Source organism: Marinomonas algicola (genome assembly GCF_014805825.1).
Taxonomy (GTDB): domain Bacteria; phylum Pseudomonadota; class Gammaproteobacteria; order Pseudomonadales; family Marinomonadaceae; genus Marinomonas; species Marinomonas algicola.
In genome coordinates, this window is the sequence record NZ_CP061941.1 from 1,451,690 (window position 1) to 1,477,960 (window position 26,271).

General features: G+C 39.1%; 27 protein-coding genes. 16 read left to right on the forward strand and 11 right to left on the reverse strand.

Annotated features, from left to right (window positions below; all coding sequences use genetic code 11):
• Positions 1-20: 20 nt before the first annotated feature.
• A complete protein-coding gene (locus IEZ33_RS06485) occupies positions 21-1,049 on the reverse strand; it encodes a TAXI family TRAP transporter solute-binding subunit (RefSeq protein ID WP_191602874.1) in 1,029 nt (342 codons plus the stop codon).
• 258 nt (positions 1,050-1,307) lie between these two features.
• Here IEZ33_RS06485 and IEZ33_RS06490 point away from each other — a divergent pair, with 258 nt between their 5' ends.
• From IEZ33_RS06490 to IEZ33_RS06505, 4 genes are all read left to right on the forward strand, one after another.
• Positions 1,308-1,922, forward strand: coding sequence for an HAD family hydrolase (locus tag IEZ33_RS06490; protein ID WP_191602875.1), 615 nt, complete (start codon positions 1,308-1,310; stop codon positions 1,920-1,922).
• A 93-nt stretch (positions 1,923-2,015) separates the two neighbouring features.
• Positions 2,016-2,771 carry a class I SAM-dependent methyltransferase gene (locus IEZ33_RS06495; RefSeq protein ID WP_191602876.1) on the forward strand — a complete coding sequence of 252 codons (756 nt, stop codon included), beginning with the start codon at positions 2,016-2,018 and terminating at the stop codon, positions 2,769-2,771.
• 90 nt (positions 2,772-2,861) lie between these two features.
• Positions 2,862-4,814: an acetate--CoA ligase gene (gene acs, locus IEZ33_RS06500; protein WP_191602877.1), complete on the forward strand. Its 1,953-nt coding sequence runs from the start codon at positions 2,862-2,864 to the stop codon at positions 4,812-4,814.
• Between the two features lie 24 nt (positions 4,815-4,838).
• Positions 4,839-5,480 (forward strand): response regulator transcription factor, encoded by a 642-nt coding sequence (locus IEZ33_RS06505; protein WP_191602878.1) that lies wholly within the window; start codon positions 4,839-4,841, stop codon positions 5,478-5,480.
• Here the strand turns inward: IEZ33_RS06505 and yidD are convergent.
• Positions 5,477-5,707: a membrane protein insertion efficiency factor YidD gene (gene yidD / locus IEZ33_RS06510; RefSeq protein WP_191602879.1), complete on the reverse strand. Its 231-nt coding sequence runs from the start codon at positions 5,705-5,707 to the stop codon at positions 5,477-5,479. The genes IEZ33_RS06505 and yidD overlap by 4 nt on opposite strands.
• A gap of 128 nt (positions 5,708-5,835) precedes the next feature.
• Here yidD and IEZ33_RS06515 point away from each other — a divergent pair, with 128 nt between their 5' ends.
• The 3 genes from IEZ33_RS06515 to IEZ33_RS06525 are packed head-to-tail and all read left to right on the forward strand — an operon-like array spanning position 5,836 to position 9,656.
• A complete protein-coding gene (locus tag IEZ33_RS06515) occupies positions 5,836-6,711 on the forward strand; it encodes a prephenate dehydratase (protein ID WP_191602880.1) in 876 nt (291 codons plus the stop codon).
• Entirely contained in the window at positions 6,708-8,720 is a 2,013-nt protein-coding gene (locus IEZ33_RS06520; RefSeq protein ID WP_191602881.1) for a TonB-dependent receptor plug domain-containing protein, read from the forward strand. Before IEZ33_RS06515 ends, IEZ33_RS06520 begins: the two co-directional genes overlap by 4 nt.
• A gap of 21 nt (positions 8,721-8,741) precedes the next feature.
• Positions 8,742-9,656 (forward strand): hypothetical protein, encoded by a 915-nt coding sequence (locus IEZ33_RS06525; protein WP_191602882.1) that lies wholly within the window; start codon positions 8,742-8,744, stop codon positions 9,654-9,656.
• Here IEZ33_RS06525 and IEZ33_RS06530 read toward each other — a convergent pair.
• Positions 9,630-10,391 (reverse strand): alpha/beta fold hydrolase, encoded by a 762-nt coding sequence (locus IEZ33_RS06530; protein WP_191602883.1) that lies wholly within the window; start codon positions 10,389-10,391, stop codon positions 9,630-9,632. The two genes, IEZ33_RS06525 and IEZ33_RS06530, sit on opposite strands and share 27 nt — an antisense overlap.
• Before the next feature lie 68 nt (positions 10,392-10,459).
• On the opposite strand from IEZ33_RS06530, the gene IEZ33_RS06535 reads away from it, so the two are divergent.
• Entirely contained in the window at positions 10,460-11,065 is a 606-nt protein-coding gene (locus IEZ33_RS06535; RefSeq protein WP_191602884.1) for a CDP-alcohol phosphatidyltransferase family protein, read from the forward strand.
• A 15-nt stretch (positions 11,066-11,080) separates the two neighbouring features.
• Here IEZ33_RS06535 and yfaE read toward each other — a convergent pair whose 3' ends face one another.
• From yfaE to IEZ33_RS06575, 8 genes are all read right to left on the reverse strand, one after another.
• Positions 11,081-11,380: a class I ribonucleotide reductase maintenance protein YfaE gene (gene yfaE, locus IEZ33_RS06540; protein ID WP_191602885.1), complete on the reverse strand. Its 300-nt coding sequence runs from the start codon at positions 11,378-11,380 to the stop codon at positions 11,081-11,083.
• Positions 11,364-12,497, reverse strand: a complete 1,134-nt coding sequence (gene nrdB / locus IEZ33_RS06545; protein ID WP_191602886.1) for a class Ia ribonucleoside-diphosphate reductase subunit beta — start codon at positions 12,495-12,497, stop codon at positions 11,364-11,366. The genes yfaE and nrdB overlap by 17 nt, the downstream gene beginning before the upstream one ends.
• Positions 12,498-12,604: 107 nt before the next feature.
• Positions 12,605-14,869: a class 1a ribonucleoside-diphosphate reductase subunit alpha gene (gene nrdA / locus IEZ33_RS06550; RefSeq protein ID WP_191602887.1), complete on the reverse strand. Its 2,265-nt coding sequence runs from the start codon at positions 14,867-14,869 to the stop codon at positions 12,605-12,607.
• Positions 14,870-15,171: 302 nt separating this feature from the next.
• Complete coding sequence (locus IEZ33_RS06555) at positions 15,172-15,906, reverse strand: heparan-alpha-glucosaminide N-acetyltransferase (RefSeq protein ID WP_338040944.1); 735 nt, start codon at positions 15,904-15,906, stop codon at positions 15,172-15,174.
• Positions 15,907-15,974: 68 nt separating this feature from the next.
• Positions 15,975-16,616: a pyridoxamine 5'-phosphate oxidase gene (pdxH, locus tag IEZ33_RS06560; protein ID WP_191602889.1), complete on the reverse strand. Its 642-nt coding sequence runs from the start codon at positions 16,614-16,616 to the stop codon at positions 15,975-15,977.
• Positions 16,617-16,618: 2 nt separating this feature from the next.
• Entirely contained in the window at positions 16,619-17,251 is a 633-nt protein-coding gene (coq7, locus tag IEZ33_RS06565; RefSeq protein ID WP_191602890.1) for a 2-polyprenyl-3-methyl-6-methoxy-1,4-benzoquinone monooxygenase, read from the reverse strand.
• An 11-nt stretch (positions 17,252-17,262) separates the two neighbouring features.
• A complete protein-coding gene (locus tag IEZ33_RS06570) occupies positions 17,263-17,604 on the reverse strand; it encodes a histidine triad nucleotide-binding protein (RefSeq protein WP_191602891.1) in 342 nt (113 codons plus the stop codon).
• 35 nt (positions 17,605-17,639) lie between these two features.
• The gene (locus IEZ33_RS06575) at positions 17,640-19,889 is read right to left on the reverse strand and encodes a 7TMR-DISM family protein (RefSeq protein ID WP_191602892.1); all 2,250 of its coding nucleotides are present in this window, start codon (positions 19,887-19,889) and stop codon (positions 17,640-17,642) included.
• A gap of 53 nt (positions 19,890-19,942) precedes the next feature.
• Here IEZ33_RS06575 and IEZ33_RS06580 point away from each other — a divergent pair, with 53 nt between their 5' ends.
• The 8 genes from IEZ33_RS06580 (at position 19,943) to IEZ33_RS06615 (ending at position 26,270) form a co-directional block, all read left to right on the forward strand.
• Positions 19,943-20,203, forward strand: coding sequence for a hypothetical protein (locus tag IEZ33_RS06580; protein WP_191602893.1), 261 nt, complete (start codon positions 19,943-19,945; stop codon positions 20,201-20,203).
• 149 nt (positions 20,204-20,352) lie between these two features.
• Positions 20,353-20,535 (forward strand): Flp family type IVb pilin, encoded by a 183-nt coding sequence (locus IEZ33_RS06585; RefSeq protein ID WP_191602894.1) that lies wholly within the window; start codon positions 20,353-20,355, stop codon positions 20,533-20,535.
• On the forward strand, positions 20,535-20,984 hold the full coding sequence (locus IEZ33_RS06590; RefSeq protein WP_191602895.1) for an A24 family peptidase: 450 nt from the start codon (positions 20,535-20,537) through the stop codon (positions 20,982-20,984). Before IEZ33_RS06585 ends, IEZ33_RS06590 begins: the two co-directional genes overlap by 1 nt.
• Before the next feature lie 23 nt (positions 20,985-21,007).
• Positions 21,008-21,790 carry a CpaB family protein gene (locus IEZ33_RS06595; protein ID WP_191602896.1) on the forward strand — a complete coding sequence of 261 codons (783 nt, stop codon included), beginning with the start codon at positions 21,008-21,010 and terminating at the stop codon, positions 21,788-21,790.
• 20 nt (positions 21,791-21,810) lie between these two features.
• Positions 21,811-23,178, forward strand: coding sequence for a type II and III secretion system protein family protein (locus IEZ33_RS06600; RefSeq protein WP_191602897.1), 1,368 nt, complete (start codon positions 21,811-21,813; stop codon positions 23,176-23,178).
• Positions 23,175-23,696, forward strand: coding sequence for a hypothetical protein (locus IEZ33_RS06605; protein ID WP_191602898.1), 522 nt, complete (start codon positions 23,175-23,177; stop codon positions 23,694-23,696). The genes IEZ33_RS06600 and IEZ33_RS06605 overlap by 4 nt, the downstream gene beginning before the upstream one ends.
• A 3-nt stretch (positions 23,697-23,699) precedes the next feature.
• Entirely contained in the window at positions 23,700-24,971 is a 1,272-nt protein-coding gene (locus IEZ33_RS06610) for a CpaE/TadZ family protein (protein ID WP_191602899.1), read from the forward strand.
• A gap of 21 nt (positions 24,972-24,992) precedes the next feature.
• Positions 24,993-26,270: a TadA family conjugal transfer-associated ATPase gene (locus tag IEZ33_RS06615; protein ID WP_191602900.1), complete on the forward strand. Its 1,278-nt coding sequence runs from the start codon at positions 24,993-24,995 to the stop codon at positions 26,268-26,270.
• The last annotated feature ends 1 nt before the right edge of the window (position 26,271 follow it).

Consider the following 26,271-nt stretch of genomic DNA (forward strand, 5'->3'; position numbering starts at 1 on the left):
GCAAGTAACGCGAGAAAATATTACTTAGCGATTAAGTGATCAGGGATTTGAATGCCTTGTTCACGATAATAGCGAGCGGCACCAGGGTGCAAAGGCATTGGAAGCCCATCAATGGCTTTTTCAATTGCCATGACACTGGTTGCTTTATGGATAGCACTTAAGTAGCTTAAGTTTTCATAAATTGCTTTGGTTAATAGGTATATGTCATCGTCGGAAAGATCCGCTCTGGCGGCTAAGAAATTTGGTTGGGCCACTGTATTAATGGGTTTAGTTTGTCCTGGATAGGTATTCGCGGGAATGACATAACGAGTCCACAACGTATAATTTCCATTCGCGGCTTTCATTTCTTCGTCTGTAAAATCCAATACTTGTACTTTATCGCCCATGGACGCATAAGCACGAGTAATAGCGCTAACTGGTACTCCAGCAGGTGTATTCATACCGTCAATATTGCCATTTTGCATGGCATCTGCGCTGGCGCCATAACCCATATACGCTAGACTAAATTCATCAGCATCAATGCCAAGGCCAGTCAATAATTGACGTCCTGAACCTTCGGTACCAGAGTTCTTTTTACCAATTGAGAACTTGTTGTTGCCATTTTGCAATGCTCTTAAATCATCCACTGTCCCAGTCTTGACTAAGTCGCTTTTGAGTACGAAGTGTTCAACGTTCTGCCATAGCATACTAACGGAGCGTAGATTTTCTTGTTTGCCTGACGATTCAAGAGGGCCCTCTCCGTTCCAAGCCCAAGCGCCATATAGGCCTTGAAGAATGGCGAATTGAGCTTGATTCTCTCGAAGTAACTTAATGTTTTCACCTGATCCAGCGGAACTAATAGCGGAAATGGATATGCCATGCTTAGGCTCAAGTTTGACCTTGCTTAGCGTGGCGATTGCAACGCCAACAGGGTAATACGTTCCACCTGTTGAAGCCGTTGCCATAATGTAATTGCGTTGGTCGGCGGCTTGGAGTTGTGTTGTTGACAGCATAATTGCTGCAGCGGTTGCCGTCGTGATAAGTGTTTTTGTGACTAAGCCCAATTTCATTTTATTTTTCTCCTAGTTAGGTTGTGTCAATAAATGTATTTACAAGTATTGTGCCTATTTTTTTAACTTGTTGATTTTTATGTTTTTATTTTATTTTTTGAGATATTCTTCCTTATTTAGGTCATAATTGGCTTATTATGTGATTTAGAGTATAGGCAAAAAATTGCTCATAAAATAAGGCTGAATTCTTTGTCTATACAGGTTTTTTTCAAGAAAATGCTTTTTTATAAGCAAAATCTTGCCAGTTAGGATGTTTTAATGAACGCTTCTGTCTCTATTAAGGTCGTCTTGTTTGATTTGGGGAATGTGTTGGTTGATCTTGGTGATCGATCTGAATTAAACACAATGCTTAACGCGTCTGGAAACGAAGCTGAGATTTGGCTTAAATGGCTCCATTCCCCATTGGTGAAACGTTTTGATTCAGGTCTAATATCTTTTGAGGAGTTTGCAGAAAATATGGTGGAAGATGTGCCTTCTTTAGGAAGCGTAGATGAGTTTAAGACCCGCTTTTCTAATTGGCCTAAAGGGCTTTATTGCGGAGCACTCAATCTGGTGAAAAGCGTGAAACCACAATATCATCGAGCCATTCTCTCCAATACGAATGAAGCTCACTGGTCAAGACTGATGTCAGAAATGAAATTAGCCGGAGCTTTCCAAAGCTATTTTGCATCCCATCAAATGGGGCTGGTGAAGCCAGATAAAGAAATTTATTTAAAAGTGGTTTCTTCTTTAGGTGTGATGCCTGAAGAAATCCTTTTTATAGACGATAATCGAGTGAATGTCGAAGCGGCAAGGAACATAGGTATTATTGCCCATCAAGTAAAAGGAGTTAATCAATCAAAAGCCGTATTACAACAATACCACATAGTCTGATTGAGTATTTTGATTGAGCAACTCGTTGCCATTGACACCTAACTACTGGTAATGTGCTGCGTTTAAAAACTTTTTAGAAGGAGGGATAGTTGAATGAGAACATACTTTAACACAGCTTCAGATATGTATTCTAGAGCCCGACCAACTTACCCTGCTGAGCTGTATTTTTGGTTGTCGAAACAAGCGCCTGGATTGTCTCTTGTCTGGGATTCCGCATGTGGGACAGGGCAGGCATCCGTTGACCTGGCGGCGTATTTTGAACGTGTTGAAGCATCGGATATCAGTGAAGCTCAAGTAGCAGAAGCTACGCCCCACCGCAAAATTAATTATCATGTTTGCTCTTCTGAAATAACCCCTTTTGAAGACAACAGTTTTGATGTTGTATGTGTTGCTCATGCTCTCCATTGGTTTGACTTAGACTCATTTTGGGCTGAGTTAAAGAGAGTGTTGAAGCCTGGAGGTTTGTTTGTTTGCTGGGGCTATAATTGGATACGACTTGGTGATCATGAAGACGATGTGATTGATCGATATGTGTTGCAAAAATTGCATCCATATTGGCAACAGGAAAGTAAAATTTTATGGAGAGAGTACAAGGATATTGCGTTTCCTATGAATTTGATAGAAGTCCCTAAGTTTGAATTAACCCAGAATTGGAGTATGTATCGTGTATTTGAATACATACGTTCATGGTCTGCTACTTCGATTTTGATTGAGTCTGATGGGGATCAGTTTTTAGAAGAAGCTTGGATGGAGATGATTAAGCTCTGGGGTGATCCATTACAGAAAAAGACCATAAAATTGCCATTTTTTGTTAAAGCAGGACGATTTGAGGATAGCCCCGCTAATTAGGTTTAAGACTAAAGTGTAATATCTCCTTTTTCTCAGGTATATATAGTAGAGAAATGCCTTAATAATAAATTTAATAATAGGAGCTAATTAATGGAGCTGTCGACGATCTCATTACCGCAAAAGGTGCAAAATCAAGCTAATATAACTCAAGAAAAATTTCAAACCCTTTATCAAGAATCTATTGATAACCCAGACTCTTTTTGGGGTGAAATGGGGAAAAGACTGGATTGGATTACTCCCTATACAAGTGTTAAGAAAACGTGTTTTGATAAGAATAATGTTGAAATACGCTGGTTTGAGGACGGATTTTTAAATGCGTCTTATAACTGTACCGATCGCCATCTACCGCAAAAAGGAAATAAAGTTGCCTATTACTGTGAAGGAGATGAGGAAGGAGAAACGGTCGCTGTAACGTATCAAGAATTGCATGATGATGTGGCTAGATTAGCAAATGGATTGAAATCGTTAGGTGTGGGCAAAGGAGATAGAGTCGCTATTTACATGCCAATGATCCCTCAAGCCGTTCACGCTATGTTAGCGTGTGCTCGTATTGGAGCAATACATTCTGTTATTTTTGGAGGCTTTTCAGCGCATGCAATTGCTGACCGTTTAAATGATTGTACTGTTAAAGTTGTTTTAACGGCCGATGAAGGTAGACGTGCGGGTCGAATTATTCCTTTAAAGAAAACCGTAGATCATGCGTTGGCTGGTGGATCTTGCCCATCCGTAGAGAAAGTGGTGGTTTTTCCATGTACTGGTGCTGATGTTCATTGGAATGAAGAGATTGATGTTAATTGGGTGGATTTGACGGCACCTTTAAGCAAGGTATGTGCCCCTGAGCCAATGAACGCAGAAGATCCCCTGTTTATTCTCTATACCTCCGGTTCAACAGGTCAGCCTAAAGGTGTTGTGCACACGGTTGGCGGTTATATGGTGTATGCCTCACTGACTCATGAGGTAGTATTTGACCTTAAAGAAGATGATGTGTACTGGTGTGCAGCCGATGTAGGATGGATAACAGGGCACTCTTATATTGTTTATGGACCACTTTCTAACGGTGTAACCAGCATTTTATTTGAAGGTGTGCCTACTTACCCTGATTGCGGGCGAGTAGGAAGAATCGTTGATAAATATAAGGTTTCAATATTGTATACCGCACCAACTGCGATTAGAGCATTAATGGCAAAAGGTAATGAGCCTGTCGCGACTTCTGATAGACTGTCGTTGAGAGTACTTGGAAGTGTTGGTGAGCCAATTAATCCAGAAGCATGGTGGTGGTACTATTCTACTGTTGGTGAAGAGCGCTGCCCAATAGTGGATACTTGGTGGCAAACGGAAACTGGTGGCATTATGATGAGTCCAAGAGTGGGTGGTTTAAATATGAAGCCGGGTTCTTGTACTGGTCCATTGTTTGGTGTTCAACCCGCACTTGTTGATACTGACGGTAAGATTATCGAAGGTACGGGTGAAGCCGAAGGCTGTTTGGTTTTATTAGATTCTTGGCCTGGACAAGCTCGATCTGTGTATGGTGATCACTCTCGGTTTGAGCAAACCTATTTTAGCACCTTTGAAGGTATGTATTTTTCAGGCGATGGTGCACGAAGAGATGCCGATGGCTATTATTGGATTACTGGCCGAGTGGACGATGTATTAAATGTATCAGGGCATAGATTAGGTACAGCTGAAATTGAAAGTGCTTTAGTGGCTCACCCTTCCGTAGCTGAGGCGGCTATTGTTGGTTATCCGCATGATATTAAGGGGCAGGGTATATATGTTTATATTACGCCAGTGGATGGTATTGAGATAACGGATGAATTAACGAAAGACGTGAGGCAGTTTGTTAGAGATGAGGTTGGTGCTATTGCCACACCGGATTTAATGCAATGGGCAATAAAGGGGTTACCAAAAACCCGCTCGGGTAAAATCATGCGTCGTATTTTAAGGAAAATAGCGGCTAATGAGCACGGCCAGTTGGGAGATACGAGTACGCTTGCTGATCCAACAGTAGTTGATGAGCTGATTGAAAATCGATTGAATGTATGATTTTTACTGGATTGAGGTGAACTTGTGATTACACTACTGATTGCTGATGATCACCCTTTGTTCCGAGGCGCTTTAAAAAGCGCCTTGGAAATGGAGTTTCCGTCGGTAACAGTGTTCGAAAGTCAAGACATAGATGAGACGGTTAAGTTACTTGGAGCCAGTGTCGATTTAGACTTGCTTTTACTTGATTTACATATGCCTGGAAGTGGTGACCTTTATGGCCTTATTCGGATTCGTAAAGCCTTTCCTGACATTCCCGTGGCGATTATTTCGGGGACCGATGATGTGCTAACCATTGCAAAAGCTTTGGATGCTGGTGCCTTAGGCTTTATCCCTAAAACCAGTCAGCCAAAAGTTATTGCAAGCGCCGTTAATAGTATTCTCCAAGGAAATGTATGGCTTCCCGTTGAAGTATCAGAAGAAATTAGTCGTTTACCAAGATCCGACCTAACGATGATTCAGCGTGTAGCAGAGCTCACGCCACAACAATATAAAGTGCTTTGCTATTTACATGAAGGTTTGTTAAATAAGCAAATTGCCTATGAACTTGATATTTCTGAAGCGACTATAAAGGCACATATAACCGCTATATTTAAAAAATTAGGGATTAATAATCGCACACAAGCCGTGCTCATTGCCAGTGAGTTAAAGCTTCAGCTTGCTTAATGCTCGGTTTTTCTTTCTGGTACTGGATCTACTCCACCTTCGTGAAAGGGGTGACACTTCGATAGGCGTTTTAATCCAAGACCAACCCCTTTTGCCGTCCCGTGTACTTCAATTGCTTCAATCATATAAGATGAGCAGCTTGGGTAAAAGCGACAGTTATTACCCAGTACTGGACTCATAATGTATTGATACCCTTTGATAAAAATTAGGGTTGTTTTTTTTAACATAAAATATAGCCTTATTTTTCTGTATTGTAGCTTATCTATATCATTCTTTGTGTGTATTTATATTACCTTAGCTGGTGCTGTTTTTGGTATTTTGGTATTGTGTGCTCATTTGTATTTAAGGATATTATATGACAACGATTTATTCTTCTCTTGATTCTACAACTATCGTTGCTTACCAAGGAGAGCCAGGGGCTTATTCCCATCTCGCTTGTAAACATACTTTTCCTGACTTGAACTCGGTACACTGCGCGACGTTTGTTGATGCCATGCAAATGGTTGAAAAAGGAGAGGCGACCCTTGCGATGATACCTGTCGAGAATTCTACCGCGGGACGAGTAGAAGAAATTTATCGCGAATTGAAAAAAACTAAGCTTTATGTCGTTAAAGAGCATTTCGAACCTGTGAATCATTGTTTAATCAGTTGTCATGGCAGTGAATTGAGTGACATTAAAAATATAGGCAGCCATCCTCAGGCTTTAGCCCAATGTGATACTAACATCAAGTCTTTAGGCGCTAAAAATGTGGCTATGTACGATACGGCTGGAGCCGCTAAGTTCTTAGCAGAATCTCAAGACCCTAATCTTGGCGTAATTTCTTCTGAACTGGCGGCGGAACTCTATAATTTAAAAATTTTACAATCTGAATTTAATGATACTAAAGGAAATACCACGCGCTTTCTAGTGTTTGCTAAACAGCATAAATTACCGGTCTTTGATCCAACCCAAACCTATATAACTTCGTTTATGTTTCGAGTTCGAAATGTACCTGCCGCTTTATACAAAGCAATGGGAGGATTTGCGACGAATAATATTAATTTACTTAAGTTAGAAAGTTACATGGTGAATGGACGTTTTACGGCTACACAGTTTTATATTGATGTTGAATCTCATTTCCAAACGCCTGCTATGCAGCTGGCATTAGAAGAGCTTAGGTTTTTCTCCGAGGACATTCGGATGTTAGGCACATATTTAGCCGATGACTATAGAAGTATTGAAAATAGATGAAAAGAGCAACGTATCTTTGTTTGGTTTTGAGTGTGAGTACCGTTGGGTCTTTAACTTACGCCCAAGATAATCAAGTTGCGATTGGTATTTTTGGAGAAGAGTTAAACCAAGTGGTTACTCCATCTAAAATGTATCAATCTAGACAAGAAATTTCTTCCTCTATCTCGGTATTAGATCGTAATTTCATTCAGCGTTCAGGGGCAAGAACAGTAGAGGAATTGATAAGATTTGTTCCTGGCTTTTTTGTCGCACCTTATTATGATTCAGGCGAAATTGTTGTTGCTTATCATGGAACTCAGTTAGATAAATATCGCAGAATTCAAGTCTTGGTCAATGGTCGCTCTGTATACAGTTCGGGGTTGGCCAGAGTTGAATGGTCTAGTCTTCCATTAAACATACAGGATGTGGAAAGAGTTGAAGTGAATAGGGGGCCAAATGCGGCCAGTTATGGCGCGAATTCCTTTTTTGCTGTTATTAATATTATTACAAGAGCACCCCAAGATACTTTAGGTGGTGCGCTTAATATGTACACGGATGAGAGAGGTGATAACAATCTGTATGCCCAATACAGCGACCTGAATGGGGATTGGAGTTACCGTGCGTCAGTATCATCAAAAAATATTGAGGGATTTGATGTCGATGCCTCAAATAAAGAGAGAAATGATGGGTACGACACACAAATTGCGAACCTTTATTTGCTGCATGAAAGCGAAAGAGGGCAGTTTGAATTAGACTTTGGTGAAGCGCGAAATACAACAAAAAAAGAGACAGTTGATTCCGCTTTTGAAAGTAGATACCCCTCTGAAGAAATAGAAAGATCGTATTTTAAAATAGACTGGACAAAGCCAGTGTCGTTAAAGCACGAAATCAGTGTTCATTATTATTATGAAAGGGCTGATGCCTTAGAAAAGCGTTATGTTGCGATTCCTAACACTATGATGGATATTGAAATAAGGGGCAATACTTACAGAGTAAACCCGTATGAAGTTATTTTTAACGCTGCTGCTGCAGGTTCAATCGTTAACTCAGTCTATTACAATGATCTGGTTGAAACGCGTCAAGATATTGAACTTCAAAGCAGTTTAGAGATAAGTAAAAATCTTAAAGTGTTAACGGCATTTAATTATCGTTATGACGAAGTGGACTCTTATTCTTATTTGCAAGGGACACACAGCGATGAGCTTGGGAGGATTTCTTCTAACCTTGAGTATTCTCCAAATGAGAGTTGGATAGTGAATGCGGGTGGAATGCTTGAGACGAGTAAAATCGATAACATGTATTTTTCACCCAAATTTGGTGTGACTCGGCGTCTTAATGCCAATCAATCATTAAGGGCTAATGCATCTAGAGCCATCAGGACGCCTGATATTTTTGACCAATATGCGCGTTGGAACGTTCGTTTAGCTTCTGGTGAGGAGTCTGGAGTAACTTATGCTGAGAATGGAGAAAGTGAAGAGGTAATAACAAGTTATGAGATTGGTTATTTCCATTCTCTGCCTCGGTATGGGGTAAATTACGATTTGCGTCTATATCAAGATCGTATAAAAAATTTAGTTCTAAGTAGTAAAAAATTTGCGATTGTTGGTAACTCAGTTATCGATGAGGGAGAGGTTGTCGACCTCACTATTGATGGTGCTGAGTTTGAAATGGATATGAGGTCTCAGGAGGATGTATTAGCGCGCCTAACCTTAGCTTATCAAGACACTGATACGAATGAGCAAAGATTGATTGATACTACCTCGCCGTTCAGTTTATCTATGTTTGTAAGTGCGCCTATTTCTAATCACCTTAGAGTTAATGGGCGTTATTTTTATGTAAAAGAGTTGGGGAGTTATGATTATAAAAATGTAAATGTATGGTTATCTGGTGATTTTCCACTAAGCTACTATAAATCGATTAGTTTTGGTTTTGGGGTCGAAAAGCGTTTGGATGATCAGCCTTTTTTAATTAAAGATAATCATTATCGAAACGATCAATTCTATTACGGGTTTGCGAGCTTTAAATTTTAATAATTACTTTATGGAAGAGTAGTGAAGCAGCTTTTTTTGGTACTGTTTACAAGTTTCTTTTTTTCAGCCGCCAGTGCCAATGCTGTTATTGTGCATGAAAGGAATTTTAAAGCGGCCAATGTGATAATTCATAAGATTGAAACGTATTCTGATTTTATTGGAATGCAGTCTATGGATTCGTCTACATATGTTTCTTCTAATAAGGAATCGCTCCCTCAAATTGTTATAGCCGTTGGTTTAAAGGTCTTTAGAGCCGTGTGTAATGCACCTTCAGATAAGACTATAGTCGCTATTTTCCTTGGAAGAGAAGAGTACTTATCGGTAAGAGATCGCTGTCTTTCACCATCGACCGCTGTATTTTCAGGTGCGAACTTAGCATTGAGGCTGCGTGTCTTGAAATACATTTTGCCTAACGTAAATCGCTTAGGGCTAGTGTTTAGTCAAAACTTAAAGCTAGATGAAAAGTATTTTCAAGAACAGGCTTCTTTGCATGAACTGAGTTTTGTTTTTAGCCCTACCTCAAATGATCGAGCTTCCATAATTAAAGCAATGAATAATACCGTTGCAGATACGGATGCTATGTTTTCTCTGATAGACTCAGAGTTGTATCTGCCTCAAATAATCCAAGATGTCTTGAAGTTATGTTTTCGTCAACGAAAAATCATGGTGGGGCCATCCAATAATTTTGTTAAAGCTGGTGCATTGTTTTCTATTTATTCTGATGCAGAAGAGCAAATAAGATCGTTAGCGAATCTTTTAGTGCATCTAAACGCATACCCTATGGGTACCGTAGCCCCTTTTTATCCTCCCAATCTTAAAATTGTCTTTAATCCGTATTTGGTGCGATCCTTTGGATTGGTCCTACCCTCGGCAAAGTATTTGGAAAATGCTTTTGGGCTCTGTCCAGAATTAGGGTGTGCAAAAACGCTTGATTAATGAGATAAATGGCACGGGTTTTTCGGCGTGAAGCCAATGTCCGGTTCCTTGAATGGTTTTAACTGTCGTATTTGGAAAGTGCTCTAATATCGCGTTTTTATGTTCTGGTTCAATATAATGAGACCGTTCTCCTTTAATAAATAATGTTGGCTTAGTATAAGCCTTATTCATTAAAGGTTTTTTAAGTATGGTTTGATAATTATTTTGAAGCGTATCGAGTGCTATTCTCCAACTAAATGTCTCTTCTTTCTTAATAAGGTTCTTCAAAAGAAAGCGTTTTACATTGATATCTGACACGTAGTTAGAGAGCTGTTCATCGGCTTCTGAGCGGTTTTTGATCTTTTTTAAGTTAATGGCTTTCAGTCCTTTAAAAATTTCCAAGTGGCTGGGGCTATAGTCAACAGGGGAAATATCAGCAATCATCAATTTAATAATACGTTCGGGAGCATCTGATGCAATTTGCATTGCAACTTTTCCTCCCATCGAATGTCCAAGTAGGTAAGATTCCGTAATAGAGTTATGATCCATCCATTCAATGATGGCTTTCGCTGTATTAGGGTAGGTAGCTTCTTTTAACTCGGAGGAGTTTCCATGGTTCGGAAGGTCTAAACAGTGTACTTGATAGTACTCACTTAGGTTCTGCGCGATTGAATGCCAGTTATCGCAATTACCAAATAGTCCATGAAGTATTATAAGGTGTTTACCTGTTTGACCATATTGTTTCGCATAAATCATAGTTGTGCATCTGTATGTTAAATTACCAGTTTAACAAGTTTCTTACTTTTCAATAAAGACCGTTTTACATGTTAGATAAATATTTTATTAAGCACCTACGTGACCCATTAACTAAAGTGGCCTTTTTGGCTGTGCGGGCTGGTATTACAGCAAATCAAATAACCATCTTAGGCTTTATAATAGGGATGATGTCTCTACCCGCATTGTTATATCAGAGATATGAGTTAGCATTATTGTTCATTTTATTAAATCGCTTTATGGATGGGCTGGATGGTGCTGTTGCTAGGTTGAAACAACCCACTGACTTAGGAGGGTACCTTGACATAACCTTAGACTTCATTTTTTATTCGGCTGTGGTTTTTGGTTTTGCTTTGGCTGATTCAAGTAATAATGCGATAGCGGCCGCATTTCTTATTTTTTCTTTTATGGGAACGGGAAGCAGCTTTTTGGCTTTTGCCGTCATGGCTGAAAAAAGAGAAATTCGTAGCTTAGACTACGGGAGTAAATCCTTGTTTTATCTTGGCGGCTTAGCTGAAGGGGGTGAAACAATTGGTTTTTACATTTTCGTATGTATTTTTCCTAGTTATTTTGCCATTGCAGCGTGGTTATTTGGTGGGATTTGCTGGCTTACAACCTGCACTCGATTATATGCAGGTTATAGGACATTGAAGTAGAGGCTACCTTATTTACTAACTAAGAAAAGCAATTTCAATATCACTTTTCACAATGGCGCAACAGGCTAACAAATAACCACTTTGAACCCAGGCCAATGGTTCTGAAGGGTACATGACATGACCTCTAATTAATTTTAATGAGCAAGAACTGCAATAGCCTTCTCGGCACTGATATTCCACAAAAACCCCAGCTCTTTCGAGCTGAGGTAATAATGGTTCTTGGTCATTTACCAATATTTGTTTCTTTCCCCACAGCACTCTATGAAGGGGAGTATCTTGGCTGTCTTTTAGTGGTGTATTAGAGGTCAAAGTCATCGAAATCTGATTCACCTAAATCGTTATCAATTTGGCCAACTAAGTAAGAGCTTATTTCTGCTTCCTGAGGAGCAACTTGTACATTATCACTAACCAACCATGAGTTAATCCAAGGGATAGGGTTACTTTTAGTATTAAAATAAGGCTCTAGACCAACGGCTTGCATGCGCATGTTGGTAATGTATTCTACATATTGACTTAAAATCTGGGCATTTAGACCAATCATAGAGCCATCTTTGAACAGATAGCGTGACCAATCTTTTTCTTGTTCTGCCGCTTCAATAAAAATATTTATCATGTCTTCTTTGCATTCACGAGCAATAACAGCCATTTCAGGGTCATCTCTACCATCGGCCATTAGGTTTAGCATGTGTTGAGTTCCCGTTAGATGAAGAGCTTCATCACGAGCAATTAATTTGATGATTTTTGCATTACCTTCCATTAATGTTCTTTCGGCGAACGCAAAGCTGCAGGCAAAACTGACGTAGAACCGTATCGCTTCAAGCACATTTACTGATGCGATTGTTAAGTAAAGTGCTTTCTTCAATTCTTTCATGCTGATAACGACATCACCACGACCCGAAATAGTATGTGTTCCTATGCCTAATGTGTTGTACAGGTTTACCATTTCAATTAGACGATCATAGTATTTTGATACACTATCGGCACGGCGTGTGATTTCTTCATTTACAGTAATATCGTCAAAGACAACGGTAGGATCGTTGACGATATTACGAATAATGTGTGTATAGGAACGGCTGTGGATGGTTTCACTAAATGCCCATGTTTCTATCCATGTTTCTAGCTCTGGTAAAGAGACGATAGGTAGCAAGGCCACATTGGGAGAGCGTCCCTGAACGCTGTCCAGTAATGTTTGGTATTTAAGGTTGCTTAAAAAAATGTGTTGTTCGTGCTCTTCTAGTTTTTGAAAATCTTTGCGGTCTGAGGATAAATCAACCTCTTCTGGTCTCCAAAAAAAAGAGAGCTGTTTTTCAATGAGCTTTTCAAAAATTGGGTGCTTTTGTTGATCGTAGCGAGCAACATTGACATTTTGCCCAAAGAACATGGGTTCTTTCATACTATCAAAACGCTTTCTGTTGAAAGTAGAGTAGCTCATGAGTTGATGTGTTTCCTTTAACTTAATTATATTAATCAGAGTGTTGTTGATAAAGTAAAATGCGGAACGAGAGAGGCTCTATTTCCGCATAGCATGCGAACGGTTTATTATATCTTACATGCACCGCTAGCGCAGTCGTCCATGTCTTCTTGTTTGTCTTCTGCCCCATCGCGAGTGTTGTGATAGTACAAGGTTTTAATGCCTAGCTTGTAAGCCATTAAAAGGTCTTTTAACAACACCTTCATTGGTACTTTATTGGAGTCAAACCTTTGTGGATCATAGTTTGTGTTTGCTGAAATAGACTGATCAATAAACTTTTGCATAATGCCGACTAGCTGTAAGTAACCTTCATTTGAAGGTATGGTCCACAATAATTCGTAATTGTTTTTCAGCTTTTCAAAATCCGGAACCACTTGTTTTAATATACCATCTTTACTCGCTTTAACTGAAACAAAGCCCCTTGGTGGTTCAATACCATTGGTTGCATTACTAATTTGAGAAGAGGTTTCAGATGGCATTAGTGCCGTTAAAGTAGAGTTTCTAAGGCCATGAGTAACAATATCAGACCTTAACGTTTCCCAGTCGTACACAAGCTCAGTGTTGCAGACGGCATCTAATTCTTTTTTATAGGTATCAATTGGTAAAATACCTTTTGAATAAGTTGTATCATCAAAAGCTAGGCATGGTCCAAATTCCTTAGACAGTTTATTGGAGGCCTTAAGGAGGTAATATTGAATGGCTTCAAATGTTTGATGAGTCAATTCATTTGCGCTTCCATCCGAATAACGAACACCATTTTTAGCAAGATAATAAGCGTAGTTAATAACACCAACACCTAATGTACGACGTAACTCAGTCGCTTTCTGAGCGGCATAAATCGGGTAGTTCTGATAGTCAAGTAAGCTATCAAGTGCTCGCACAATCAATTCAGATAGCTCTTCTAACTCATCTAAGCTCTCAAGAGCGCCTAAATTGAACGCCGATAAGGTGCAAAGAGCAATTTCCCCTTCGGTATCATCAATTTTATTCAGTGGTTTTGTCGGGAGAGCAATTTCCAAACACAAATTACTTTGTTTTATCGGTGCAACAGCTGGATCAAATGGGCTATGAGTATTGCAGTGGTCAACATTTTGTAAATAAATTCTACCTGTGCTGGCTCTTTCTGAGGCAAACAATGTGAACAAATCGGACGCTTTAATTCGCGTTTTACGAATAGCGCTATCATTTTCATATTGCACATACAGTGTTTCGAATTTTTCCTGATCAGCGAAGAACGCATCGTATAGACCCGGTACATCAGACGGACTGAATAAGGTGATGTCTCCACCAGAAATTAAACGCTGGTACATTAAGCGGTTAAATTGAACACCGTAGTCAAGATGACGAACCCTATTTTCCTCTACACCTCTATTGTTCTTAAGTACAAGTAGACTTTCAACTTCTAAGTGCCAGATTGGATAGTAAACGGTTGCCGCGCCACCTCTGACACCGCCTTGAGAGCAGCTTTTTACGGCTGTTTGGAAGTGCTTATAAAAAGGTATGCAGCCTGTGTGAAATGCTTCTCCTCCACGTATAGCACTGCCTAATGCTCGTATAGCGCCAGCATTAATACCAATGCCCGCTCTTTGGCTTACATATTTAACGATTGCACTGGAGGTTGCATTTATTGAGTCTAATGAGTCCCCGCATTCGATTAGAACACAGCTGCTAAATTGTCTTGTTGGTGTTCTGATCCCAGACATGATTGGTGTTGGGAGTGACAGTTTAAATTTGGACACGGCATCATAAAAGCGGCGGATATAATCTAATCGTGTGTTTTTATCATAGTCAGCAAAGAGGCACGCAGCCACTAGGATGTATATAAATTGAGGGCTTTCATAGATTTTCCCTGTCACGCGGTTCTGTACTAGATATTTACCTTCTAGCTGTTTAACGGCCGCGTAAGAAAAATTCATGTCGCGAGAATGATCAATAAAGTCATTCATTTTTTCAAAATCATCTTGAGAGTAGTTTTCTAGCAGATGTTTATCATAACGGTTTTGCTCTACTAAGCTTTTAACATGATCCAACAAGTGAGGGGGTTCAAATTGACCAAAGGCCTTTTTGCGTAAATGGAAAATCGCAAGGCGTGCCGCCAGGTATTGGTAGTCAGGGGTTTCTTCTGAAATAAGGTCCGCAGCTGATTTGATCAGTGTTTCATGGATGTGAGTCGTTTTGATGCCTTCAAAAAATTGAATCTGTGCTTTAAGCTCAACTTGAGATACGGAAACATTGTCTAATCCTTCAGCGGCCCATGTAATAACTTTATGGATTTTTTCTAAGTTAATTGTTTCTGTCTTGCCGTTTCTTTTTGAGACTGTAATGGTGGTCATGGGGTTTTTTCCAACTGTGCTGTGCTAAGGAAGAGGATGGTGAGAATACCTTATATAGTGTTATTTATATTTTTTTATACTATATGTAGTGATTCATGAAAATTATTTTGTAGAAGATAGAGCTCATTGAGATGAAAATCAAGGTTTGAAAATCAGATATTGAAAACGCTTAAAGCAGACTAAGTGATCACTTACGTTAATAGGCTCATGATGTGGAAACTGTGAAATTGGCAATAGAATTAAACTATATTTTTAAAGATTTTTTTGTCTAAAAGGTTTTTCAATTTGTGTGTAATAAGTGTTCAGTTAAGTTGCTTTATTAAAAAAGTGGCTACGCTGATTAAACTGTAAAGTATGATTTGATGAAGTAGGTAAATTATAAGTGCATGTTGTCCAAGCCAGCTCAAAATTCTGACCAAAGAGTTGTTACGCACTGTGATTTTACTCAGAAATTTACCTATGATTGGGCCAAAAAATACACATGCAATCCAGGGAAAAGGATAGACAATGTCTAAAGTATATTGGGGTGCTCCTAATTCGTTAAGAAGAAAGTGATGTATATTTGGGAACTGTAACCAGCTTGTTACGAAAAATATCAGGCCAATTGCTAAGCCAATGATAGCGTTTAATCTTGGATAACGTGCAAATGGGTAGAGAATGAAGCTAGCTAACAGAATGAAGTGTAAAATGCCAAAATAAATCCATTGGGAAGGGAAGGCAAGGTAGGTAATAAGTGAAATAGAGGCCGCTGCTATAAGTAGCTTCATTTGCCGAACTAAAAACTTTTTGAAATGGCTTGTTTGGAAAGGGGGTGGGATTTTACTTATATAAGTTGACCAACCAACAGCCGTTAAAAAAAGGAAGAGAATGACTGCCCTAAAGTTTACCCAGAATGAGTCGAATAGATTGTAGCTTATGTAGTTAAACTCTCTGAGATCCCAGCAGAAATGAAAGATAATCATTAGTAGAACCGCCGACCCTCTATAGGCGTCGAGAAAAATGTGCCTAGAGCTTGTCGGTGAAGGGGGCATAGTCATCTTTACTGTGATTTGTAAATGTTAGAAAAGGAGGCAAAAGTAGAGAGTTTATTTTGCCTCCCTGTTACTTAAGGGGCTAAGCGAGTTCTTACCCAGCCATCATCTTTTTTCTCATAGGATAACCTGTCATGGAGCCGACTTGGTCTGCCTTGCCAAAACTCAATGTAATCGGCTTCCAGTATGTATCCTCCCCAATTATCTGGACACGGAATGCTGGAATTTACATACTCTTGCTCTAGTCTTTTAACGCTCTCGTGGAGATCTTCCCTGTGCGCAACAGGTTGACTTTGATTTGATGCCATTGCAGCCAATTGACTGCCTTTTGGGCGGCTTAAAAAGTAAGCTTCTGATATGTTACGTGATAACTTTTTTATTTGGCCTTCTATGCGTACTTGTCGGCTTAGTGATGGCCAGAAAAAGGTAAGGCAGGCGTTGTTGTTGTGAGCAATCTGTTCGCCTTTATTGCTTGAATAATTGGTGAAAAATGAAAAGCCTTCCTCGCTCCTCTGCTTTAAAAGCACAACCCGAGCATGGGGTTTATTATTCTGGTCAACTGTGCTTAACGTCATTGCCGTAGGGTCTTCGGGGCAAGTTTCAATAGCCTTATTTAGCCACTCATCAAATACTTGCAGCGGATCGTTTGGAGTACTTTCTTCTAATAAGTCTTCAAACTGGTAGTCTCTTCTAATTGAACTGATATCTCTATTCATGATTATACTCTGTAAGTCGACATGGTCATAATTTTGGAAACGCGAGTCATTATGCTCATAATGATCGGCGGGAAAACGTACCCTCCTGATTGTAACGCCATTTCTTTATGTTGAGCTTCATCTAATCGCATCTGTTGCAAGACGGCTTTGCTGCGATGATCTTCTGTTGGTAGCGCATCTAGGTGCTTATCAATATGCAAGCACACTTGATCTTCTGTTGCGGCAACAAAGCCTAGGCTTAATTTATCACTGATTAATCCAGCTCCTGCACCGATAACAAACGACGCGCCATAGAAGAAAGGGTTAAGTATGCTTGGCTTACTGTTTAAATCTAATAAACGTTGTTCGCACCAAACTAAATGATCAATTTCTTCGCGTGCAGCATGCTCCATTTCCTCGCGAATGCTCTCCAGTTTTGCTGTTGTTGCTTGACCAGCATATAAAGCTTGAGCGCATACCTCACCGGTATGGTTTATCCGCATAAGCCCACTTGCGTGTTTGTTTTCCTTAGAAGAAAATTCGGACTCTTTGTGGTTATTAGCAGGTGATGGGCGTGATGCCGTGGCGGCACCTGGTGTGACGGTTCTTAATGCTCTATCCAGCTGGACGATTGCCCTGTCAAAAAATGAAACCATGTTGTTCTCCTCTAGCCTGGAGGCCAAGTCATTTGCTTGCCTGCAAGAACGTGCATATGAATATGATAAACCGTTTGGCCGCCGTCTTCATTGCAATTCATAACGACTCGGAAGCCAGATTGATCAACGTTTTTTTGTTTTGCTATTTTGCTGGCGATAATAGGCAATTTACCAATGATGCGTGAGTCTGTGTTCTCAATATCATTTAATGTGGCGATGTGTTTTTTCGGGATGACTAAAAAATGAACTGGAGCCTGAGGCATGATGTCTTCAAATGCAATGACATCATCATCTTCGAATAAAATGTTTGCCGGTATTTCTTTATTAACAATTTTGCAAAAAAGGCAATCCATAACTGTTCCTTTGATTCTTGGTTGTTTGTACTTGCTTACGAAATGTGTGATGCGTTTTTAATTCTTAAGCCTTTGGACGTGAAGCGATTCAGACTTTCTTTAATGTGTTGTTCTATGTTCTGGTCAGAAAACAAGTCATCAAATCCAAGGGTAAGAGCGTAATTTCTCGACATTTTAACGTTTTCAGTAATTAAAATACATTGATCTCCAGCATGAAGCTTCATTCTAATTTGTTTTAATGCAAGGTTGGGGATGTACCCTTCATTTTCAAACATGAGAATAAGGTTGACGGTGTTTTTTGTCGTTTGAGTTTTGACATCCGTTAGTAGCTCATTAATGCTTTTTATTTGAATGACATTGTTTGGCCAGTTTTGTAGTGTTCGCAGCACCCTTTCAACCAGTACGGATTGGTCGCCAATTACAAGGATTTGAGCTGGGTCGGCTTTAAATGTATCGAAAGTGATAACCTGTTGTCTTGAGTTGGCTGGGAAGTGTATTGTCAAAGAATCGTTTTCGATTTTTAAACGACCATTTAATCTATCTACAATATCCTTTATCAGGCGTATCCCTAGATTGTTGTCACGAAATTCATTTTTAATTTTATTAGAAATCGGATGACAGACAATATCAATCGTTTTAATCCCAAGCTTTTTGTGCAGAGTGTGAGCTAAGTTGATGGTAAGCAGCTCTCCATTTAGGTGCTTACATTCATGGATCAAATTAATTAAAAGTTGTTTGAGTAGTTTGATATGACTCAGTAATTCAACGCCATTGGTGTCGCTTGTGAGTATAGTAAGATCTGAGTTGTCTTGATCTGTATTGTTAAATGTATCAATTGCATTTTGAATGATTTTTTCTATTAGCTCAGGTTGTTCGTGTTTGCTGTCTGCTTTTTCAAGTAATGTTAAGTTTGTAGACAGAAGTTTTAGGTTATTTGCCGCCGTGTAAGCATACGAAGTAAGGCTTTTTTCATGTTCTTCTAATGGTCGTGCTTGCCAGTAGCTAACGTAAGTATCAATAATATTGATTTGTCGCCTCATTCTTTCTCCCGTATCGGCAAGAAGCGGAGAGAGGTTGGTGTCTTGAGTAGTGGGTGCTATTTGATTTTTATTCGAAAAGCGGAAGGGCGCGATGCGCTTCATCATGCCGATAAAGTAGATGCTTGACTCGATTAATACCAAGGAGGTCAGTCCCCATTGATAAAATATTGGACTAGGGTAAATCCCATAAAGGCTCAATATCCAGAGATACATACCTATTAAAACAATGCCTCTTGAGAGAATGTAATGACCTGAGTGCGTTGTTTTTTTTCCATAAGCATAAAGTGCGATACCGAGCAAAGCGGTGTTTGTGATAAGTGAATCGGCTAATAAAAATGATGTACTTACTATGGACGGAAAAAAGAAAAGCGTAATGCTTAGAATGAAATTACCCCACCCAAAGAAGGCTAAATATCGATTTATTTTTGGATAGTAAAGTTGAGTGTCTAAATAACAGCGAGAGAAAAAAGTGAGTGTAGATAAATATAAGAGTATAAATGCGTAAAAAAAACTTTGTAGATTAGTGGCTTCGATGGAGAAAAAGTAACGGAAAAAACCATGGAATGACAAGTGGAGCATTAAAATACTTATTAAAATACCGCAATAAAATGCATACATTGAGTGTTTTGTTTGAATGAAAAGTAATAGGCCGCCTAAAAGAAAAATAAACGAAATGCTTATAAATAGGCTTGAGAGTAATAGATTATTAAGCGTCATTTTTATTAGTTCGGTATTGTCGAGAGCGAATAACTGTATGTTGACGGGTAATGAAGACGATACTTTGAGGTAAATGACGAGGCTGTTATGTAGCGTTTCTGGTAAGGGAACGATATGGTCTAAGTGTTGCGTTTTTCTCTCATGAAAAATAGTATTCGTTTCCATTGAGTACGCCGCTTGATCTTTGAGGGTCTGAGGAAGGAATACCTCTAATGCATTTACCTGAGGTGCTTTAATGTAAAGGTAAGTTGCGCTGTTGGTTGTTTTTTGAATAGACACCTCGCTTCTAACCCATATACTGCCATTCGTTTGAGTTATGTGAATAAAGGGCTTGTTGACATAAGTAAAGAGACGGTCGCTATGTTTGTTTATGATTCTTTCCGTTGGTTGGTTATTTATGTCTTGGTAAATGCTGGCGACGTTCCCTAAATTCACCAATGATTGTTCATCGTCAATGATGGCCATGTTTTGAACACAGAAAGAATCAATTGAAAAGAGTAAGGTAATCGTTAGAATGATGAATTTCATTCAAAAGCAGCCTGATTAAGTAAAGTTATATTATTAACTATCTAAGGGGATAAATGCTATATACAATTTTGGTCAATTATTATGTCGAGTTTAGTATTGCGCTTCTTATAATTACGTTCTTTTTTAGGCGTAAAAACACAGAGTTAAGAACAAAACTTCTTTATTTATACGGTTTAATCGCGTCACTGGGCTTTTTACTGGATTTACAGTGGGTGTCTGGTGTTGTTTTTGGTTTTATCTTGCTTGAATTGGGGAGTGTATATCGTCAGTACGTAGATATAAAGCTCCCTAATAAAGGGAACGATGAGAAGTGATAAAAGCCTGTTTGTATAAGTGTTTAGCGCGTAAAAAAGTTGAAAAGCTTAGTTTGGCAGAGTAGGATTGTAATTATTCAATTTTGCGTTTTCTTTTAGAAAGTTAAAGGTTGAATACAACCCCATGATAATATCAAAAGGATGGTTATATGATTCTAACTAAAATAGCAAAGAAATTTACTAAAAATACGGCTGGAGTAACTGCGATTGAATACGCAATCGTTGGTGTGGCTGTAGCTGCATTGGTTGCTACAGTCTTTGGTAATACTGGCACATTAAAAACAGCGTTTGATGATGCATTCGGTAAAATATCGACTTCAGTAAAAGGCTAATGAGTCAAAGCTTATATATTGCTTTTTACATGCTTGTATCTGCTTCTGTTATCGGTATTTATACCGATATCAGAAGTAGGACTATATCAAACCGTTATTGTCTGTTAATTCTAATGTTGGCGTGTTTTTGCTCTTGCTTTGACGGGGGCGCGGTATTGGCAATTTTGAGAGTGTTTGGCATTCTATTTATCGGTGTGATTTTATTTTCTTTATCTATTATAGGGGCTGGGGATGTTAAATTGCTAGCGGCTTATTCAGTAGGGATTTCCACCGAATACTGGTGGCTTACCCTCTATCTGATTCTAATTTTGGGTGCGGTTTTGGCATGCATCTATGTCGTATACGGGGTGTTAGCAAATAAGATGAGTGAGGTTAGGCGGCGTGGCTTGCCTTACGGAGTGCCGATTACTTTGTCTTGTTTGTTTGGGATATGGCTGAGTATCTATTAGTCGTATCAATTTAGGAGCTTTAAATGGGACAGCGAGCCGTTTTTTTAATTGGGTTTGTGTGCGTTTTTTTAGGTGTTATAGGGCTGTATTTACAACTGCAAGATCCAATATCAATGACAAAGCCAGATGTTGTCAGTGTTGAGGAAGAATTGAAAATAAGAATGGTTGTGTCTAATCAAAACCTTGATAAAGGGGTCTTAGTTCAGCCAGAGTACTTTAGATATGTTTATGTGGGCGAAAGCGAAGCGTTAGCAATTGGAATTGCTGAAGATCAGAATATTGAATTCAATACTGGCATGATATTAGCTAAGGACATAAAAAAAGATGAGTTTTTAGGCGTCAATTACATACTATCTCCTGAAGACGATAATTATATAAATGCGCAGTTGTCTGAGGGAATGTCTCCATATTCACTGAAAATTCCAAAAACAAATTTTTATGGTGCAGGGATCAATGTTGGTGATTTAATCGATATTGTTGTTATGACTTCAGACGATGAGAATATTGGTGGGTCAGGTAATGATGGTAGGATTGAGTCTTTTCGAACTCTAGCAGTATCACCATTAATCACTCAGGTTAAAGTTTTGAATATTGATTCTTATTCAGAGACCCGCCAGGAATTATCCCTTACTATCGAGTTGAGTAGGCATGATATAGCGAAAATGATTATCGCCACTAAAATTGGCCTGGTGGAAGTGTTTCGTTCATCTATGAGTGTTGATGTATCAAATACTACAAAAGCTAGGACTCAAGACGTCTTATCTGATTATCAATCAGTTCTTGAATATCGTGGAAGTAAAAAATAGGTCAATAAAGGTTATCTTGTATGTATTACAAATTATTTAGAGAAGGTTTAAGGGGGATAGTTGTTGTTTCTTTTATACTGTTATCTTATGCCTCAGCTTCTACCGCGATTAATATTGGTGAAGGCGAAGCGAAAACGCTTTCTTTTGGTGAAAATATTTCTACTGTATTTATTTCTGATGCAGACGTAGCGGACTATCAAGTCGTTAACAATAGAAAGTTAATTGTTTATGGTAAGTCAGTAGGTCAAGCCCACTTAGTTGTTTTTGGCGAAGAAGGGGAGACTCTTGAGGAGCGTAAATTAATTATCAATAAGAGTTACACTTTTATTGAACAGCAGCTCAAATTTCGCTTTCCAAATTCCGAGATTAGATTGACAAATTTTGGCGAGCAATTTGTTGTTTCAGGAACGGTGCCATCTGAAAAAGAAAAAGAGGCTGTTTATTTGCTGGTTGGAGAGCTGCTTGGTAAAGATTTTGAAGAATATAAAGTGAACTGGCATTTGGCTGATGACCAACAATTGGAAATTGATTTTCTGACACGCCGGACATACAAGGGATTAGTAAATCAAATTGAAGTGGCGAATACTAAGCAGGTGAATGTAAAGTTAACCGTTGCAGAGGTGTCGAGTTCGTTTGTTGACCAAATAGGGATTAACTGGGGGAGCGTTCTCAGTGATGGGTTTTCTGGTAACGGTCAGTTCTCCGACTTTGTGATTGGATTTGATGCTGACAACATCGCTGCCTTTATATCAGCAGTAAGTGATGACACTATTGGTCAGGTACTTGCTGAGCCAAACTTATCTGTTATTTCAGGTGAAACCGCCAGCTTCCTTGTTGGTGGTGAAATTCCTATTGTATTCCGAGTTGATGATGGCTATAAGATTGAGTACAAAAATGTTGGAGTGGGCCTTGATTTAGCCGCAAAAGTACTATCGGATGACAAGATTAAATTGTCAATACAGCCCGAGGTAAGTTCAGTAGATGAGCAATATGCTAATGAGTTATTGGGTGTGCCAGGCTTTAAGGTAAGAAAAGCGAGAACCACTGTTGAGTTAGGGGATGGTCAGAGCTTCGTTTTAGGTGGCTTGTTAAGCAGCGATGATCAAGAATCCCTCTCTAAAGTGCCGGGCTTAGGTGATATTCCAATTTTAGGAACACTTTTTCGTTACGCAACTACTAAAAGGGTAAAGACAGAGCTTATTATTGTTGCTACGGTTAATTTAGTTGAACCTATAGAGTCATCTAGCATTCAGCTACCTACTATCGCTAGAACGTCTAGCTTGTCGCGGTTTTTTGTCGGTTTAACCCCTGAAATAAAAAACAAAGTATCACCTGAAGCGGTCAAATGGCGAAATGAAATACTGTCAACGGGTGGGTTTAAACAATGAAAAATATTCTTTTTACTCTACTTATATCAACTGCCGTTGTTGGTTGTTCTACTGCACACATAGCACCTAAAGAAAATACAACGAGTATTATTCCTGTTGTGTATCAATATGATTTGAAGGCAGATGAGGGTCAGGAAGTAAATGGTTTGAGTCATGATTTAGATGGCTACATAAATCAAAATATAGAGTCTTTAATAAAACTGGATATTGAGTTAGTTTCATCATCAGCAACAGGTGAGGTATTATCAAAAACGGCGTATGAGCTTTTGTTATCTCTGGGTGTTGACTCTGGTAAAATAGTAGTATCTAAGCTTGAAGAGTCTAATAATATTGATTTCTCCTTGATTGCTAAGAAATACGAAGTTCAAGTACCAGTATGCGAAAGTAAAGCCATATTTGCATATGGAGGAGATAGTTATGGTTGTTCTGTTGACTCGATGCGTTGGGCTACTATAGTTAATCCACAAAAGATGTTGCCTCAACAAAGTGGTAATCAATTTATGTCTTCACAGGAATAGCATATGTTTGATTTAGTTGACATTCTCAAAAACAGTCGCGATACTCAAGAAGAGGATTCATCTCGAAGTGGGCCTAAAACAGCGTTCTTTTTTCAGACTTCAGAATGCCGATCTTTAGTTGAGGAAACGTATCGATTTGATGATAAGAAAATACCCAAATCTGTTCTTTTTAGCTTTGATTTGGTTGCCAATAGAGTAACTGATGATGATTGTGAAATTGCTATTTTTGAATTGACAGACAGTGACACCTTAGCTGAAGATGCTGAGCGATTAAGTCATATTATCCCTTCTTCGGTATCTGTTATTATTATTGGTCTAGCGGACTCTATATCTACCGTTAGAATGTTAAAAAGTTTAGGCTTTTACTATGTTTTTTGGCCGATAAATAAGCAAGAATTGTCCGAGTTTCTGGCCGTAATTACAAAAAAACACCAAGAGGCAAATCTGGGCAATATTTATCGTCGAGCTAAGCGTATTGCCGTGTTTGGTACTAAGGGTGGGGTTGGGGCGAGTTTAATCGCGGCTGAACTAGCATCGGCTTTATCTGTCAAAAAAAAATCCGACAGCTTGTTGGTCAACCACAATTATGATTGCGGTGACTTAGATATTCAGGTAGGTAATGTCAAGTTAGATAAAAAGTCTGTTGCTAAGGGTACGTTAACGACTGATCTTGATGAAACGTCTGTTAAGTCATTGATGATGCCTCTTAACTCAAAATTAAGGTATTTGGCTTTAGCAAAAGACCAGCTTCAATCTGATGAAGTTCGAGAAGTAACGGATATGGTTATTTCTTTAACCAGCTCTGAGGCGAACTTGATTGTAGAAGATTTATCCGCATCGGTTTCCTTTGATCGTACACCAGAATGGTTAATAGAGAACTTTAATATTTTAATTCTGGTTCTTGAACCTAGTGTCTCTTCCTTGAGGGAATCGGTAAAACTCATTAAACGTATTAGAAATATTCAGAATAACAGTGAGTCTAAGAAAAACTTACGTATTATTGTGATTGTAAATCATCATAGGCATAAAAAGATGGAGACAGTTTCCATTGAGGAAATTTCAAAATACCTATCACACAAAGTCGATTACGAATTACCTTATGAAGAAAATATTGCGTTAGATATTTCTAAAGGTAAAAGGGTGATCGATAGTGGTAGCAGGTTTAGTCAAAATATTATTAAGCTTTCCTCTCAAATTGTCGGTGAAAACAAGTCCTTTCAGAAAAAGAAGTCGTACTTATCTCGGTTGTTGTCTAAAAAGAAAAGCACGGTATAAATAATTATATTAGGATCTTAAATGTTAGGTACTAAGGCTATTTATAGAAAGTTGCGCAATGAGATTTTTGAGGCATTAGATGCTGAAGCAATTTCTAAGCTGACCAAGGAGGAACTATCAAGACAGTTACTGAGTGCGGTCGATTTATTAATTCAAAAAGATAAGCTGTTAATCCCTACCACTGTCCGTCAAGATTACGTTAAATCCCTTCGTAATGAGTTGGTTGGCCTAGGCCCTCTACAGATATTGATGGAAGATGACTCTATATCAGATATTATGGTAAACGGGCCTGATAATGTATACATTGAGAAAGGCGGACTAGTAGAAAAAAGTTCGGTTGAGTTTGTTGATAATCAGCAGTTAATAGAGGTTTGTAAGCGAATTGCCTCCAGGGTAGGCCGAAGAGTTGATGAATCTGTGCCGTTATGTGATGCGCGCCTCGCCGACGGTAGCCGTGTTAATATTGTTCTCCCTCCTATTGCCATCGATGGCGCCTCCATTTCAATTCGTAAGTTCAAAAAACACAGTATTGATTTTGAAAAATTGGTTGAATTTGGGGCGATGAGTCCTGAGATGGCTCGTGTACTTATGATAGCGGCCAGATGCCGAGTAAATATTGTGATATCTGGTGGTACTGGTTCTGGTAAGACAACTATGATGAATGCTTTATCTCAGTATATTGCTGAGAATCAGCGTATTGTAACCATTGAGGATGCGGCTGAACTTAGGCTTTTACAACCTCACGTTGTTCGTCTTGAAACGCGTACGGCTGGCATAGAGGGTACAGGAGCCATAGGCCAGAGAGAGCTGGTAATTAACTCCCTTCGGATGAGGCCAGACCGAATAATTATAGGTGAGTGTCGCGGGTCTGAAGCATTTGAAATGCTGCAAGCTATGAATACGGGTCATGACGGCTCTATGACAACCTTGCATGCCAATACACCAAGAGACGCAATATCTCGTATAGAAAGCATGGTTATGATGGCAACCTCTTCTTTGCCGCTGGAAGCTATTCGCCGAACTGTAGTGAGTGCAGTAGACATTATTGTGCAAATCAGTCGCTTACACGATGGTAGCCGGAAAGTAACTCACATTAGTGAGGTAATTGGTATTGAAGGAAGTAATGTTGTTATGGAGGATATTTTTAAGTTTGAAGGGGCAGAGCAATCGAGAGAATCTGGCAAAATTCAAGGGAAATTCATCACTTCAGGCTTAATGCAAAGATCTATTCTAATTGAAAAGGCACGTTCTTATGGGTTATCTGAAGAGTTACACAAGTTATTCAATGTGAGGCGGTAAG